This is a genomic window from Citrobacter sp. wls829, from assembly GCF_005280825.1.
GTDB lineage: Bacteria > Pseudomonadota > Gammaproteobacteria > Enterobacterales > Enterobacteriaceae > Citrobacter > Citrobacter gillenii.
The window spans coordinates 34247-49719 of record NZ_SZWP01000041.1 but is presented as its reverse complement, the minus strand read 5'-3'; the positions used below and the strand labels follow the sequence as shown (position 1 = coordinate 49719).

Annotated in this window: 16 protein-coding genes and 1 pseudogene; 2 read left to right on the top strand and 15 right to left on the bottom strand. The window is 50.4% G+C overall.

Annotated elements, in window-relative coordinates:
- Positions 1-337 precede the first annotated feature (337 nt).
- Positions 338-994 carry an acrEF/envCD operon transcriptional regulator gene (envR, locus tag FDW88_RS05575; protein ID WP_096755455.1) on the top strand — a complete coding sequence of 219 codons (657 nt, stop codon included), beginning with the start codon at positions 338-340 and terminating at the stop codon, positions 992-994.
- Positions 995-1056: 62 nt separating this feature from the next.
- On the opposite strand, the gene FDW88_RS05570 is transcribed toward envR, so the two are convergent.
- The 15 genes and pseudogenes from FDW88_RS05570 to FDW88_RS05500 all read right to left on the bottom strand — a co-directional run bounded on the left by FDW88_RS05570 (position 1057) and on the right by FDW88_RS05500 (position 13307).
- Entirely contained in the window at positions 1057-1221 is a 165-nt protein-coding gene (locus tag FDW88_RS05570; protein ID WP_048213464.1) for a DUF2556 family protein, read from the bottom strand.
- A 96-nt stretch (positions 1222-1317) separates the two neighbouring features.
- The gene (gene yhdJ, locus FDW88_RS05565; protein WP_137362180.1) at positions 1318-2187 is read right to left on the bottom strand and encodes an adenine-specific DNA-methyltransferase; all 870 of its coding nucleotides are present in this window, start codon (positions 2185-2187) and stop codon (positions 1318-1320) included.
- Positions 2188-2274: 87 nt separating this feature from the next.
- Entirely contained in the window at positions 2275-2571 is a 297-nt protein-coding gene (gene fis, locus FDW88_RS05560; RefSeq protein ID WP_000462905.1) for a DNA-binding transcriptional regulator Fis, read from the bottom strand.
- A gap of 25 nt (positions 2572-2596) precedes the next feature.
- Complete coding sequence (dusB, locus tag FDW88_RS05555; RefSeq protein ID WP_096755457.1) at positions 2597-3562, bottom strand: tRNA dihydrouridine synthase DusB; 966 nt, start codon at positions 3560-3562, stop codon at positions 2597-2599.
- Positions 3563-3860: 298 nt separating this feature from the next.
- On the bottom strand, positions 3861-4640 hold the full coding sequence (locus FDW88_RS05550; protein WP_137362178.1) for a carbonic anhydrase: 780 nt from the start codon (positions 4638-4640) through the stop codon (positions 3861-3863).
- A 137-nt stretch (positions 4641-4777) separates the two neighbouring features.
- Positions 4778-4867, bottom strand: a pseudogene (gene prmA, locus FDW88_RS22660) (50S ribosomal protein L11 methyltransferase); the annotation flags it as partial.
- 17 nt (positions 4868-4884) lie between these two features.
- Entirely contained in the window at positions 4885-5625 is a 741-nt protein-coding gene (locus FDW88_RS05540; RefSeq protein WP_137362177.1) for a carbonic anhydrase, read from the bottom strand.
- A gap of 121 nt (positions 5626-5746) precedes the next feature.
- The gene (gene prmA / locus FDW88_RS05535) at positions 5747-6628 is read right to left on the bottom strand and encodes a 50S ribosomal protein L11 methyltransferase (RefSeq protein ID WP_137362176.1); all 882 of its coding nucleotides are present in this window, start codon (positions 6626-6628) and stop codon (positions 5747-5749) included.
- 11 nt (positions 6629-6639) lie between these two features.
- Entirely contained in the window at positions 6640-8091 is a 1452-nt protein-coding gene (gene panF / locus FDW88_RS05530) for a sodium/pantothenate symporter (protein WP_115257352.1), read from the bottom strand.
- On the bottom strand, positions 8081-8323 hold the full coding sequence (locus FDW88_RS05525; protein WP_096755460.1) for a YhdT family protein: 243 nt from the start codon (positions 8321-8323) through the stop codon (positions 8081-8083). Before FDW88_RS05525 ends, panF begins: the two co-directional genes overlap by 11 nt.
- 107 nt (positions 8324-8430) lie before the next feature.
- Complete coding sequence (gene accC, locus FDW88_RS05520) at positions 8431-9780, bottom strand: acetyl-CoA carboxylase biotin carboxylase subunit (protein ID WP_096755461.1); 1350 nt, start codon at positions 9778-9780, stop codon at positions 8431-8433.
- Between the two features lie 10 nt (positions 9781-9790).
- The gene (accB, locus tag FDW88_RS05515) at positions 9791-10261 is read right to left on the bottom strand and encodes an acetyl-CoA carboxylase biotin carboxyl carrier protein (protein WP_096755462.1); all 471 of its coding nucleotides are present in this window, start codon (positions 10259-10261) and stop codon (positions 9791-9793) included.
- Between the two features lie 392 nt (positions 10262-10653).
- Complete coding sequence (gene msrQ / locus FDW88_RS05510; protein WP_137362175.1) at positions 10654-11253, bottom strand: protein-methionine-sulfoxide reductase heme-binding subunit MsrQ; 600 nt, start codon at positions 11251-11253, stop codon at positions 10654-10656.
- Positions 11254-12255, bottom strand: coding sequence for a protein-methionine-sulfoxide reductase catalytic subunit MsrP (gene msrP, locus FDW88_RS05505; protein ID WP_117342755.1), 1002 nt, complete (start codon positions 12253-12255; stop codon positions 11254-11256). It abuts the gene before it with no gap.
- Between the two features lie 77 nt (positions 12256-12332).
- Entirely contained in the window at positions 12333-13307 is a 975-nt protein-coding gene (locus tag FDW88_RS05500) for an MDR family oxidoreductase (RefSeq protein ID WP_117342754.1), read from the bottom strand.
- A gap of 225 nt (positions 13308-13532) precedes the next feature.
- Between FDW88_RS05500 and csrD the strand changes: the two genes are divergently transcribed.
- Complete coding sequence (gene csrD, locus FDW88_RS05495) at positions 13533-15473, top strand: RNase E specificity factor CsrD (RefSeq protein ID WP_137362174.1); 1941 nt, start codon at positions 13533-13535, stop codon at positions 15471-15473.

Genomic DNA, 15473 nt, shown 5'->3' with positions numbered 1-15473 from the left:
TCAGGAACTTGTTCGCACCTTCCTTAGCTTGCGATGTAAGCAATACTTATTTTGCGGCGTAATCCACGGCACATAAAAACAAAAAAAGAAGAAACAACTGCCCTTTCATTAAGCGAAGATTAGTCATGTTATGACTTGCATTAACACATATAGAAATAGGTATTGCATTGGTGAATGTATTTTTTCATTTTATTCACATTGTTTATTTGTGCTGAGTGTATGTAATGAAATGTTTTAGAACTCGTCTAAATAAAGGCTAAGTGATACATTAATTCCGTACAGTAAATATTAGATAAGAAAGTTTATCATTCCCTACTCTGTCTCAGGCATTCGAACCATGGCGAGAAAAACGAAAGCTGATGCCCTCAAAACGCGCCAGCACCTGATTGAAACGGCGATTGTACAGTTTGCGGCACGGGGTGTCGGCAATACAACGCTTAATGACATAGCGGATGCCGCTAACGTGACGCGAGGTGCAATCTATTGGCATTTCGACAATAAGAGTCAACTGTTTAATGAGCTTTGGCTGCAGCAACCTCCCTTGCGCGATCTTATTCAGGACCAACTCATCGGACGTTGGGGTGACAATCCGCTACAGAGGCTACGGGAGAAATTAGTCGTGGGTTTGCAATATATTGCAAAAATCCCCCGCCAGCAGGCATTAATGCAAATTTTATATCATAAATGTGAATTCCATAACGATATGATATCGGAACAGGATATTCGCGATAAAATAGGCCTTTGCCATCAAAGAATACGTGATTCATTACAGAAATGTATGGATGAAAATCTTATCGCCACCAGTCTGGATTTAGACGTTATCCTGATTATTTTACACGGAAGCTTTAGTGGGATAATAAAAAACTGGTTAATGAATCCAGTCAGTTATGATCTTTATGAACAGGCGCCAGTATTAGTCGATAACGTATTAAAAATGCTAAGTCCCGATGGCTGTGTGATGCAATTTGTTGAGCGTGAAAATCAGGTAGGGTAGATTCGGCTGATCGCAGTCAGCCGCCATGGCATGACGGCTGGAAACGCGCGTTAGCGGATGGGTTATTCAAGGTCGATGCAGTTGACCAGCTTGAGGGGATTCACCGAGTTCATATTCCGGCACTTATCATGCTCTGTTGTCATTAACTCAATCCACTGTATGAGTAGGGCATCAAAAAGAAAAACAAAGACAGCAAAAACAACCAGCCACCAATACTTGCGAATCATTACCAAATCCTGTGTATTCATACCCAAGCGTGCAGGGAATATACACGAAATCTCTATGCTGAAAAGCAGACTTACAATGCTTTTACTTTGTTGAAATTAGTTGTTCTTTTCAGCTAATCGGCTCTTTTTAGACAGGTTTTTTGTCTTTCGCTTTTTGACCTTTGCAAGGTCATTTTCTGAAAAGTGGGAGCTAATGCTCAGTCTTCTAATCCCCATTTTTACGTATTCATCATTGACTTCGATACCGATAAATCTGCGATTCAACGCCACTGCCGTCGCGCCCGTGGTGAAGCTTCCTGCGAACGGATCTAACACAATCTCACCCGGGTTGGAGGACGCGAGAATAATGCGTTCTAACAGCGCCTGAGGTTTTTGGGTCGGGTGGTTTTCGTACTCATCCATCAGATAGCGTACGCGGGGAAAATCCCAGACGTTACCGGGCACCTTTTGATGATTGTACGGCTGAGGTGGGTTCTTTCGGTAATCGATTAGCGCGCGCTTGGCGCCCGTTTTAGCCTCAACCAGAACGTCATCACGATTAAAGGTATAGCTTTTCGAGTCTTTGACCATCATCAAGATAGGCTCATACATTGAGCCAAAGAAGTTTTTGGCCTGGACTCCCGAGCTATCATAGGACCACACGATGCGGCTTTTGATGGTGAAAAGCTGGCGACATTTGAGGTCGATATACGGCATGTTCTCCGTACTGTTCATGATGTACATGGTACCCTGCGGCGTGAGTATTCGATGGCATTCATCAATACACTCAAACAACCATGCCAGAAAGGTCTCTTCGTCCCAGGATTCTACGAGCCCGTCAAAATCTTTGCCGATGTTATAAGGTGGGTCAGCAAAAATGAGGTCGACGCTTGTAGACGGCAGTTTTTTCAGTTCGGTCAGCGCATCACCGTGGATTATCTTTTTCGATTCATCGCCAAAATAGACGGGTTCACATCCTGCGTTCATCGTCAAAGCCTCCTTATGATGCTTATAAAAAAGGCGCTTCCCCATGCCGAGTAGCGCCTTTTAAAACAAACATTTAACTGATTAGTATCAGTTCATGCCGTATTTTTTCAGTTTTTTACGCAGCGTACCACGGTTGATGCCCATCATCAGGGCAGCACGGGTCTGGTTACCGCGGGTGTATTGCATCACCATGTCCAACAGGGGCTGTTCTACTTCAGCCAGTACCAGCTCATAGAGATCATTAACATCCTGACCATTCAGTTGAGCAAAATAGTTCTTCAGTGCCTGTTTAACCGAGTCACGCAGGGGTTTTTGAGTTACCTGATCCTGAGAGTTAACGGTAGAAACGGTCAGTACGTCAGAATTTACGCGTTGTTCGAACATAGTTCTGTCAGCTCTTTATTTCTGTTTACGCAAAATTTTCGAAGTATGCCTCCAACGCCGCCAGCTGTTCGCTGGAATCTTCAATGGCGTTGAATGTGCGCCGAAACTGGTCATTTGGAGCGTGTTCCTGGAGATACCAGGATACGTGTTTACGCGCAATTCGGTACCCTTTTGCCTGACCATAAAAGTCGTGCAGTTCCCGAACGTGCGCACAAAGCAAGCGCTTCACCTCTGCCAGAGGCAGGGGGGGTAGCAGCTCCCCAGTGTCCAGATAATGCTGGATTTCCCGAAAGATCCAGGGTCTTCCCTGAGCTGCACGGCCTATCATCAGGGCATCAGCCCCCGTATAGTCGAACACAGCTCTGGCTTTATGCGGGTCAGTAATGTCGCCATTCGCGATAATCGGAATGGAAACTTTCTGCTTAACTGCCCGAATACTGTCGTACTCAGCATCTCCATTGAACAAACAGGCGCGGGTGCGTCCATGAATGGTCAGAGCCTGAATGCCACAGTCTTCAGCCAGTTGGGCAATCTCTACGCAGTTACGGTGTTCCGGAGCCCAGCCGGTGCGAATCTTGAGAGTGACAGGAACGTCCACTGCATTGACGACCTCGGTTAGTATCGATTTCACTAAATCCGGGTACTGCAAGAGGGCTGAACCTGCAAGCTTGCGATTCACTTTTTTAGCCGGACACCCCATATTGATGTCAATAATTTGGGCGCCGCTTTCCACGTTAATACGTGCGGCATCGGCCATTTCAACAGGGTCGCTACCGGCAATTTGCACCGTGCGAATTCCTGGTTCATCAACGTGCACCATCCGTAAACGAGACTTATCACTTTCCCAAACCTGCGGGTTAGAAGACATCATCTCGGATACCGTCAATCCTGCTCCCATCTCATAGCACAGCGTCCTGAATGGTCTGTCAGTGATGCCAGCCATAGGTGCTGCGATCAGGCGATTTCTGAGCTGATATTGTCCGATACGCATGAGTTAAGAAATGACCATACTGTGACTGCAAGGCGGCGTATATTACGCATTTTTTGCACGAGATGAAAGGCCAAACTTTGACCAATCCACTGAGGTGGATCAATGAATTGCCGTAAATGTGAACGGATGAAAATAATTAATTATATAAATCATTGGATTATAAAAATGTGTCTGTTTTATATACGCATATAATTTTGCGTAACTTCTCATTTTTTCTTCATCGCCTGGAGATACTGGCAAGATAATCTGCTGAATTAATCAGCAAATTATCGGGACATTGTGTGATCGTCACCTCATTTTAGTACAGGATCTCGGTGTTGCCTGATTGGCTGTCCTCAACCTCGCGACCATTCAGTGGTTGCAGTGGACGGTTGTTCATATGTCCTACGATGTACCTGAAATTTTCAAGCTGTTCGGTTGAGAGGGATATTGGCGTTTTCAGGACAATCCAGGTAACGTTTTCACTACATGGCGGAATCGTCAATGAGCCGCTGTAGCGCCAGTAGACTTTATTGTCGGGCAAAAGTTGGTTGATGTTGACCGGTGAGAAGATGGGCATGTTGCTACCTTCCATGGTTGGAAAGGATTCCCACAAGTTTTGAATGGCTTGATTCGGCTCGTCAACATCAAACATGACAGCCACAATAACGGTGTCACCTTGCTGATTTTTGTGGAGCAGCTGGAGCTCCATCGCGTAGTTTTTCCCCTCGATGGTGTGTTCACTCGGTGCGTGAAAATCCAATTGCTTTAAATAGTAAAGCTGATTGTCAATGTTGAGGGTATCAGGGGTATAGCTGTTCATCGTCGCCTGAAGCGTATGATTGATGCTCTGGAACCTTACTGGGCTATCGGTGTACTGCATGGTGAGTATAGGGAGCCCAAGTTTGCTGGTATCGCTGGGCTGAATATTGATAGGGGATTGATTTACCCCGGTCTGGCAACTTTTATACTCGTTGTTGATTTCCCCCCAATGTTCAGGGGAGGTATCTCCGATGCTATATCCCCATGACGATGCCTGCACTGAAAAGGACATGAGGCATGCCAACAGCAGCGTTGTTCTAACACGGATTAGATACATATATTCACCCAGTAAATGCCTGTGTTTAAAAATAAATAAAATCAAATGACTATGTTGAGTATTTTAGCGTTGGGGTGGGGGATTACTGGCTGGTGTATTGTCTGAAAATGGCGCAGCCAGAGAACCACGCCGTAAAGATTTTTTTGACCGGTAATGCGGCACCACTCTTCTTTTTCGAGCACCAGATCGAGTGTAAAGAGATCGGCGTAGTCTTCGCAGACGCCTTCTGAGCTGGTTCTGAAGATTACTCCACGATCACGCGGCCATTGAGCGGTTGTTCTGGCCGGTTGTTGTTGTGATGCATAGTCTGAGTGAATTTTTTAAGCTGTACTTCTGAAAGCGTCATCGGGTGTTTCAGGATAATCCAGGTTACGCCTTCGGTGCAGGGAGGGGTTGTCAGAGAACCGCTAAAGCGCCAGTAAGTCTTATCGATGGGCAGCAGTGCATTAAGATCCATCTGCGTGGTTACTCTGACGTCCTGCTCAGCTTGTTCGGGCATTGTTGCCCACAGTTTATTTAGCTCTGCGTTTTCTGTCCCGATATCAAACATGACTGCGACGACGGCAACATCACCTTTTGCATCTTTGTGCACCAGATGTGCCTCCATGGCGTAATGTTTGCCATGAACGGTATTTTCGCTGGGGGCGTGAAAATGGAACTGTTGGAGGATGAATGGTATTCCATCAATGGTAACGCTATCTTTGGTCGAGGCCTTTAGACCCGCCTGAATGGTATGGCCATTGTTGATGAGCGTGGCCGGTCCATCGGTATAGTGAATGGTAAGCGGTGGGAGATGAGCTGTAAGCGTTGTGTCAATGTTGATGGGGGATTGGTTCATTCCGGCCTGGCAAGTTTTGTACTCCTCGCTGAGCGCGCCCCAGTGTTCAGGAGAGCCTTCTCCTTCATAGCTCCAGTGAGATGCAAAAACCGTTGCGGGCATGATGCTTAGCGCCAACAGCGCCGCCTTACCAAAAGTTGTTTTCATACAATTCGTCCAGTGAATGGTTAGTATTTATTTGTTTTTAACTTCAATGAGTTAAGCAAATATTCTAGCGCAGGGACGTTGTGCGGGATGTACAAAAAACCGAAGAGGCCACGAGGGGAGTTTATTTTTTCCTGCCAGTAATGCGGCACCACTCTTCTTTCTCGATCACCGGATCGAGCGTAAAGAGATTGGCGTAGGCTTCGCAGACGCTGTCCGCCTGGCTGGCAAGAATACCGGAAAGGCCCAGTAAGCCGCCCTCAACCGGCAACACGCTGATTAACGGTGCCAGTTTACGCAATGGGCCAGCAAGGATGTTGGCAACCACCACGTCGGCTTTCATGGCTTCTGGCTGATCCTGTGGCAGGTACAGTTCCAGGCGGTCAGAAACGCCATTACGCTGCGCATTATCGCGACTTGCCTGAATGGCTTGCGGATCGATGTCTACACCAATGGCTTTTGCTGCACCCAATTTGAGCGCTGCAATAGCCAGAATGCCGGAACCGCAACCAAAGTCGATCACCGTCTTTCCGTTCAGGTCGAGGCCATCCAGCCATTGCAGACACAAAGAGGTGGTTGGGTGGGTGCCGGTACCAAACGCCAGACCTGGATCCAGCATCACGTTGACGGCGTTCTCATCCGGCACATCGCGCCAGCTTGGGCAAATCCACAGACGTTCGCCAAAGCGCATTGGGTGGAAGTTATCCATCCATTCGCGCTCCCAGTCTTTATCTTCCAGTTGTTCAATTTTATGCACAAACCCCGCACCGAGCAGCGGATGCTGTTCCAGAAGGGCAACCACTTCTTTCATGTCGGTTTCTGCATCGAACAGACCCGTTACATCGGTGTCACCCCAAAGACGGGTTTCGCCCGGCAGTGGTTCAAACACCGGCGTATCATGCGTGTCCTGGAAGGTGATAGAAACGGCACCCGCTTCCATCAGCGCATCGCTCAACTCTTCTGCATTAGCACCGGTGGTGTTCAGTTTCAGTTGGATCCATGGCATGGCAAAACTCTTTATTTATCAGTAGTCAATATGGCGGCTTGCGGGGCGGCAGAACCAAAACGGTTTCCGACCAGGAAAGCCAGCAAACTTAGCAGCAACGAGGGCACAATTGGATGGAAGCCCAGGTACTGAATGTTAAAGGTAGCGAGTATGGCATACAGCACACCGCCGACAATCATGGCGCTCAGTGCGCCCGCTGCGTTCGCTCGCTCCCAGTACAGGCCCAGCACTAGCGGCCACAGGAATACCGCTTCCAGCCCGCCAAACGCCAGCAGGTTGAGCCAGATGATCATCTCTGGTGGTTTCCACGCGGCCAGCAACAACAACGCCCCCAATAACAGGGTGATCACCGCCGACATGCGCTTCAGGCGGGTTTCATTTTTCAGCTGTTCCGGGCGCAGATTCAGGTAGAGATCTTTAATGATCGTAGCGGAACTTTGCAGCAATTGGGCGTTGATCGTCGACATGATCGCCGCCATCGGTGCGGCAAGGAAGATCCCCGCAGCAATCGGTGGTAGGACTTTTACCATCAAGGTGGGGATAACCAGATCAGGTACTGTCAGGTCAGGGAGCACCGCGCGTCCTAATGCACCCGCCAGGTGCATACCAAACATCAGGATTGCCACCACAATCGTGCCGATAATCATCCCACGATGGACCGCTTTACTGTCCTTATAAGAGATACAGCGCACGGCGGTATGCGGCAGGCCAATCACGCCAAAGCACACCAGAACCCAGAACGAAGTCATAAAGGTTGGGGACAGAATGTCATCAGCGCCTTGTGGGGTCACCAGTTTCGGATCGATCGTTTGCAGCGTCTCCACCGCGTTGCTGAGGCCGCCCGCTGCGTGGACCACACCCACAAGCAGGACAATGGTCCCAACTAGCATCACCATGCCCTGCATGGTGTCATTGAGCACGCTGGCACGAAATCCGCCGAATGCGGTGTATAACGCAATACTGATACCAAAGATCAGCAGACCTGTTTCGTATGGAATACCCGCCGCGGTTTCCAGCAAACGTGCGCCGCCGATGAATTGCACTGTCATCGCGCCAACGAAAGCTACCAACAGGCTGAGGCTCGCCAGCCAGACCAGCAAACGGCTCTGATAGCGGGCAAACAGCATATCGTTAAGGGTGACGGCGTTGTAGCGTCGCGCCAGAATCGCAAATTTCTTGCCAAGAATACCCAGCGACAACCAGACGGCCGGCAGTTGGATCATCGCCAACAGCACCCATCCCAGCCCGTATTTATACGCGGCCCCCGGGCCACCAATAAACGAGCTTGCGCTGATGTATGTTGCGGTCAGCGTCATGGCTAAAACGACCCCGCCCATTGAGCGGCTGCCGAGGAAATACTCATTCAGGAACGTGCCGGTTGTTCTCTTTCTCATCGCGTACACAGAGAGACCAAACACCACTACCAGATAGGCGACAAGCGGCAAAATCACTTCAAGCTGCATCGTCATCCTCCAGAGGAATATCGCGATAGATAAATTTCACCATCGCCCAGCACAGAACAATGAAAACCAGCGGGGTTAGCAAGCAGGCCATTTCGAACCAGTGTGGTAAGCCAGTAAAGCCCAGCGTGGAGTCTGGTAAGTAAGCGGCTACTAACCATGTAGCAAGATAGAAAAGGGTCAGCCACAGCGCCCAGCGCGCCTCTTTATGGGCCTGAACAAAACGAGCGTCCATTTTTTGTCCCTTGTGGATAAAGAAAGCGGGGATTGTACCTTATGGGACGTGCCGGAGGGGAGAAAAACAAAAGGCCGGAGGATCCGGCCTTTGCAGTTAATGCGTACTTACTTTTCCTGAAGTCCGAGTTTCTTCTCCAGGTAGTGGATATTGGAACCACCACGCTGGAAGTGCTCGTCATTCATGATGCGGATCTGCAGATCGACGTTGGTTTTGATCCCGTCGATGATCAGTTCCTGCAAGGCGTTTTTCATGCGGGCAATCGCCACATCACGGTTTTCGCCGTAGCAGATAAGCTTACCGATCATTGAGTCATAGTACGGAGGCACGGTGTAACCTGCGTAGATATGAGACTCCCAACGTACGCCAAAACCGCCCGGCGCGTGGAAACGCGTGATTTTACCCGGGCTTGGCAGGAAGGTGTTCGGGTCTTCGGCGTTGATACGGCATTCTACCGCATGGCCTTTAACCACAACTTCATCCTGCGTAATGGACAGCGGCTGACCCGCAGCGATACGCAGCTGCTCTTTGATCAGATCAACGCCGGTGATCATTTCGGTAACTGGATGCTCTACCTGGATACGGGTGTTCATTTCAATGAAATAGAACTCGCCGTTTTCGAACAGGAACTCGAAAGTACCCGCTCCACGGTAGCCGATATCCACACAGGCTTTGGAGCAACGTTCGCCGATGTAACGACGCAGTTCCGGGGTAATGCCCGGTGCTGGTGCTTCTTCGACCACTTTCTGGTGACGGCGCTGCATGGAGCAGTCACGTTCTGCCAGATAGATTGCGTTACCCTGACCGTCAGCCAACACCTGAATTTCGATGTGGCGTGGGTTCTCCAGGTATTTTTCCATGTAAACCATGTCATTGTTGAAAGCGGCTTTCGCTTCAGCTTTGGTCATGGAAATGGATTGAGCCAGTTCAGCGTCGCCGCGTACAACACGCATACCGCGACCGCCGCCACCGCCGGAGGCTTTGATGATGACCGGATAGCCGATGCGCTTGGCATGGGCGCGGTTTGCGTCCATATCGTCGCCCAGTGGGCCGTCAGAACCTGGAACGGTCGGTACACCTGCTTTCTTCATGGCAGTAATTGCAGACACTTTGTCGCCCATCAGGCGGATGGTGTCGGCTTTCGGGCCGATGAAGATAAAGCCAGAGCGTTCTACCTGCTCAGCAAAGTTGGCGTTTTCAGACAGGAAGCCGTAACCCGGGTGAATAGCGACCGCGCCAGTGATTTCAGCGGCGCTGATGATTGCCGGGATATTCAGATAGCTTTTAACAGACGGAGCCGGGCCAATACAGACCGTTTCATCTGCCAGTAATACGTGTTTTAGATCGCGATCCGCGCTTGAGTGTACAGCGACGGTCTTGATGCCCAGTTCTTTACAGGCACGAAGAATACGCAGGGCAATCTCGCCACGGTTGGCGATAACGATTTTATCCAACATGTTCGCCTCGTTACTCGATGACGACCAGCGGCTCGTCAAATTCTACCGGTTGACCACTTTCTACCAGAATCGCTTTTACCACGCCGGATTTATCGGCTTCGATCTGGTTCATCATTTTCATGGCTTCAACGATGCAAAGGGTATCGCCCGCATTCACTTTCTGGCCCACTTCGATAAACGGTTTAGCGTCAGGGCCCGGGGTGCGGTAGAAAGTACCAACCATCGGGGAACGTACGATGTGACCACTGATTTCCGCTGCAGCAGGGGCTTCCATGCTTGGCGCTGCAGTTTGCGCGACAGCGTTATACGGAGCAGGTTGTTGCATCATTGGTGCAGCATAAGCCTGTTGCATCATCGGGAAACCTGCATTTGGCGCTGCGCGGCTGATGCGTACAGACTCTTCGCCTTCAGAAATTTCCAGTTCGGAGATGCCTGATTCTTCAACCAGCTCGATCAGTTTTTTAATCTTACGAATATCCATGAGTGGGTTCCGTACTCTTTGTTTAGTGAAATTGTGACAGGCGTTTTATCGCCGTCTGTATAGCATTTGAATAACTGTTGGTGACAAGATGTCACCCCTCTCTGGCGTTGCACTGCGTGCTGCAGCCATTAAACGAGATATCAAAACTTACCAGTCATTGTGTGGCTATCTTCTGCCATTTTCGGGTAAAAGACAAAATATACCTTCAATACCCGATTGTCACCCTTTCCGCGCTGTAAAAACGCCTCCAGGGAAAGCAAGGTCGCACATTATAACCATTTCGTAGCAATTGGCAGCTAAATACTGGTCTTATCAGGGAAGATAATCAACCGCCTGCATGTAAAGAACGTGGGTTCGTCTGTGTTTTGCAACGCACTGCACATATCCCGAAACTACCGCCACCACTGGCGGAACTTCTTATAACGGCAGGCTAAAAGCACGACGGCGAGCGCGGTGTAAATGATTGGTTGCGGGGATAAAATCTTCACCGACCACAGGTAATGCACGGGGGCCAGGATCGCCACAAGATAGACGAAGTTGTGTAAAAGTTGCCAGCGTTTTCCCAGTTTCCGCTGCGCAGCCTGGGTGGAGGTGAGTGTGAGGGCAAATAACAGAGTCCAACTGATAATTCCCAGCATCAGATAAGGCCGTGTCGTTAGCTCTCGACCCAACAGACTCAGGTTGTTAATGCCCAGCTCCAGCAGCGCATAACTGGTTAAATGCAAGGTGGCCCAGGCAAAACACCAGAGTCCTAACAGGCGGCGAGTGCGTATTAAGAGTGGCTGCTTAGCGTAGCGCGCCAGCGGCGAGATCAGCAAGGTTGCCAACAAGAATTTCAGAGCCGTCCTACCGGTAAAGTGTTGAATATCCTTGACCGGATCGGCGCTTAATTCGCCATTATTAATGGCCCAAAAGAGCCAGACAAAAGGTAAAAAGCCGGCAAGATGCAGGCAAACTTTCAGCCAGGTGATGTGTTTTGCCGTCAGACGCACTTAAAAATTCTCCCTCAAGTTAAGGCCGTGATACAGCGAAGCGACCTCATCGGCATAGCCGTTAAACAGCAGCGTAGGTTGACGCTGTACGTCGAGGATACCGCCTGCGCCAATAAAACGTTCTGTGGCTTGTGACCAGCGGGGGTGATCGACGCCGGGGTTAACATTGGCATAAAACCCATATTCATTAGGCGCCGCCATATTCCAGGTGGTGGGCGGGCGATCGCGCGTCAGCTTAATGCTGACTATCGACTTAATTCCTTTAAAACCGTATTTCCACGGTACGGTTAATCGAATAGGGGCGCCATTCTGCGGGGGAAGCGCTTTGCCATAAACGCCCACGGTGAGCAGCGTGAGCGGGTGCATGGCTTCATCAAGGCGTAAACCTTCAACGTAGGGGTATTTCAGCCCTCCGCCAATAAAGCGATCTTTCTGTCCCGGCATATCATCCGGTGCGTAGAGCGTTTCGAACGCCACATATTTCGCATTGCTGGTGGGTTCAACCAGTGCCAGCAGCTTGTGTAAAGGAAAGCCAATCCACGGCACGACCATGGACCAGGCTTCTACACAGCGCATGCGATAAATGCGTTCCTCCAGCGGGAAGCGGGTGGTCAACGCATCGTGATCGAGGGTTAATGGCTTTGCCACTTCGCCACTAATTTTCAGCGTCCACGGATCGGTTTTTAAACTGCCCGCGTTGGCCGCCGGGTCTGCTTTATCGAGACCGAACTCATAGAAGTTGTTGTAGCCGGTGACTTTATCTTCCGGCGTTAACGGTAATGTATTTTGCCAGGCGGCAGGTTTCGTGAAATCAAGCGGTTTTCCGGCGGGTGCGGGCGGTCGGTCATTGCCTTTAAACCAACTTAGCAGATCGGCCTGGGCGTTGGGAGAGAGGGAAAGGGCTGTCGCACTGATGCCCAGCGCTTTCAATACCTGGCGACGTTGCAGCATAAAAACAGATTCTGCCGTTACGTCGGTTTCCGTCAGTTTTTTGGATTTCATATCATCCTCCGTCATGCGTTTTGCTAAGCATGACGGAGGCAAAGGCTTATCGCGAATTTATCACGAAAAATTGCAGATTAGGCGATTTTCACCAGCGTGCGGCCCTGCACCTGATTATTAATGATGGCGTCAGCAAGCTTCGGCGCGTCGGCGAGCGTAATTTCAGTTGCGGCCTGAGCGTAGAAAGATTCCGGCAGGTCAGTGACCAGACGTTGCCAGGCCTGAGCACGACGCGCTGCTGGCGTCATAACGGAATCAACACCTTGTAGGCGCACATTACGCAAAATGAATGGCATCACCGTGGTGGGCAGTGCAAAACCACCTGCCAGACCACAGGCAGCAACGCAGCCACCATAGTTCATCTGCGCGAGGACTTTTGCCAGTACTTTGTCGCCAACGGTATCAATGGCGCCAGCCCACAGCTGTTTTTCCAGCGGGCGAGTTTCAGCAAATTCATCACGACCGAGGATTCGGTTGGCACCCAGACTACGCAGATAGTCGTGCGTGCTTTCGCGACCCGATACCGCTGCAACCTGATACCCCAGCTTGTGCAGTAACGCAACGGCAGTGCTACCCACGCCGCCGCTGGCACCGGTGACAACAATCTCACCGTCTTGCGGGCGAATACCGGCATCTTCAAGCGCCATCACACACAGCATGGCGGTAAAACCGGCAGTGCCGATGATCATCGCGTTGCGGCTACTCAGTCCATTTGGTAGCGCAACCAGCCAGTCACCTTTTACACGAGCCCGTTCGGACAGTCCGCCCCAATGGTTTTCGCCCACGCCCCAACCGGTCAGCAACACCTCCTGACCAGCGTGAAAACGGGGATCTTCACTGTGGCGAACGGTACCGGCGAAATCGATACCAGGAATCATCGGAAAATTACGGATAATTTTTCCCTTGCCGGTGATGGCCAGGGCATCTTTATAGTTCAGGCTCGACCAGTGAACATCCACCGTCACATCGCCTTCAGGTAGCTGATTTTCGTCGAGGGGTTGAACGGATGCGAGGGTTTTACCGTCCTGCTGTTCTAAGATCAAAGCCTGCATAACCTGTCCTCAATTCATATAGTGGATTGGAAAATGAATGATGAAGACTATACTCGTTAATCAAAACATGATGCCGATTCTGCGCAATAAATTGCCAGATATACCTGATTTGGTAGTATGCCCACACTATTTATGTAAATTGACGGATTTCGCGTTCATTTTTGCATTTTCGTGTCGCTTTTCCATTTTCATGCCTAATTCATAACTGTCGGAGTTAACACAAGGATGCGATTAACGACGAAATTTTCAGCTTTTGTGACTTTGCTCACAGGGTTAACGATCTTCGTGACGCTGATCGGCTGCTCGCTGAGTTTCTACAATGCGATCCAATATAAGTTCACTAGTCGTGTCCATGCCGTCGCGACGGCGATCGACACGCACCTGGTCTCTAAAGATTTTGTCACCTTAACGCCGCAAATAGACGAGCTGATGGTGTCGGTTGATATCGTTCGCGTTGAGCTGCTGCAGGGGGAAAGCAAGGTTTATAGCCATTCCCGCACCAGCAGTTATCGCCCGGCGGGAACAAACAATCTGTACCGTGAGATCACCGTCCCTTTGCTCAAGCATCCGGGGATGTCGCTGCGCCTGGTGTATCAGGATCCGATGGGCAATTATTTCCATTCGCTGATGACCACCGCACCGCTCACGCTATCGATTGGTTTTATTATCCTGATGTTATTTTTGTCGGTGCGCTGGCTACAGCGCCAGCTTTCCGGGCAGGAACTGTTGGAGATTCGTTCCACGCGGATCCTTAACGGTGAACGTGGGCCGAACGTGCGGGGAACCGTGTATGAATGGCCAGCGCGCACCAGCAGTGCGCTCGATATGCTGCTCACCGAAATTCAAAGCGCTCGCGAGCAGCGCAGTAGGCTGGATACGCTTATCCGATCGTATGTGGCGCAGGATACAAAAACCGGGCTCAGCAATCGTCTGTTTTTTGACAATCAACTGGCGACGCTGCTGGAAGATCAGGAGAAAGTGGGCGCCCACGGCGTGGTAATGATGGTGCGTTTGCCGGACTTTACGCTTTTGCGCGACAGTTGGGGGGGGGATCTTGCGGAAGAACAAATCTCGGCGCTGGTCAATTTATTATCGACCTTTATTGCGCGTTATCCTGGGGCGCTGTTGGCGCGCTACCACCGTAGCGATTTTGCCATCCTGCTGCCGCACCGCACCTTGAAAGAGGCGGAAAGCATCGCAGGGCAGTTGTTAAAAGCGGTCGATGCCCTTCCGACTAATAAAAAAATTGATCGTGCCGATATGATTCATATTGGCATTTGCGTCTGTCGCAGCGGCCAGTCCGCTGAACAGGTGATGGAGCACGCTGAAGCGGCAACCCGGAACTCGGTATTACAGGGTGGGAACAGTTGGTCAGTTTATGATGACTCGCTGCCGGAAAAAGGTCGGGGTAATGTACGCTGGCGCACGCTCATTGAGCAGATGCTCAGTCGGGGCGGTCCAAGGCTCTATCAGAAACCCGCGGTCACCCATGAAGGACGAGTACACCATCGGGAATTAATGTGCCGCATTTTTGATGGCAGTGAAGAGGTTATCTCGGCGGAATATATGCCGATGGTGCTGCAATTTGGCCTGGCGGAAGAATATGACCGTTTGCAGATTAGCCGTCTGATCTTGTTATTGGGATATTGGCCGCAGGAAAGTTTGGCGATCCAGACGACGGTTGAGTCACTTATTCGACCGCGTTTTCAGCGTTGGCTGCGTGATACCTTGATGCAGTGCGAAAAATCGCTGCGAAAACGCATAATTATTGAACTTGCTGAGGCAGATGTTTGTCAACACATCTGCCGGTTACAGCCCGTTATTCGTTTGATGGATGCGCTGGGTGTTCGCATTGCCGTGACGCAGGCGGGGTTGACGCTGGTGAGTACCAGTTGGATTAAAGAACTCAATGTCGAGCTCTTGAAGCTTCATCCAAGTCTGGTGAGAAACATTGATAAACGTACGGAGAACCAGCTGTTGGTTCAGAGCCTGGTGGAGGCCTGCTCAGGCACGCCAACGCAGGTGTATGCCACTGGCGTTCGTTCGCGTAGTGAGTGGCGTACGCTGACAGAACGTGGAGTCGCGGGTGGGCAAGGGGATTTTTTTGCCGCATCACAGCCACTTGACACAAACGTGAAAAAATATTCGCAAAGATACTCGGTTTAA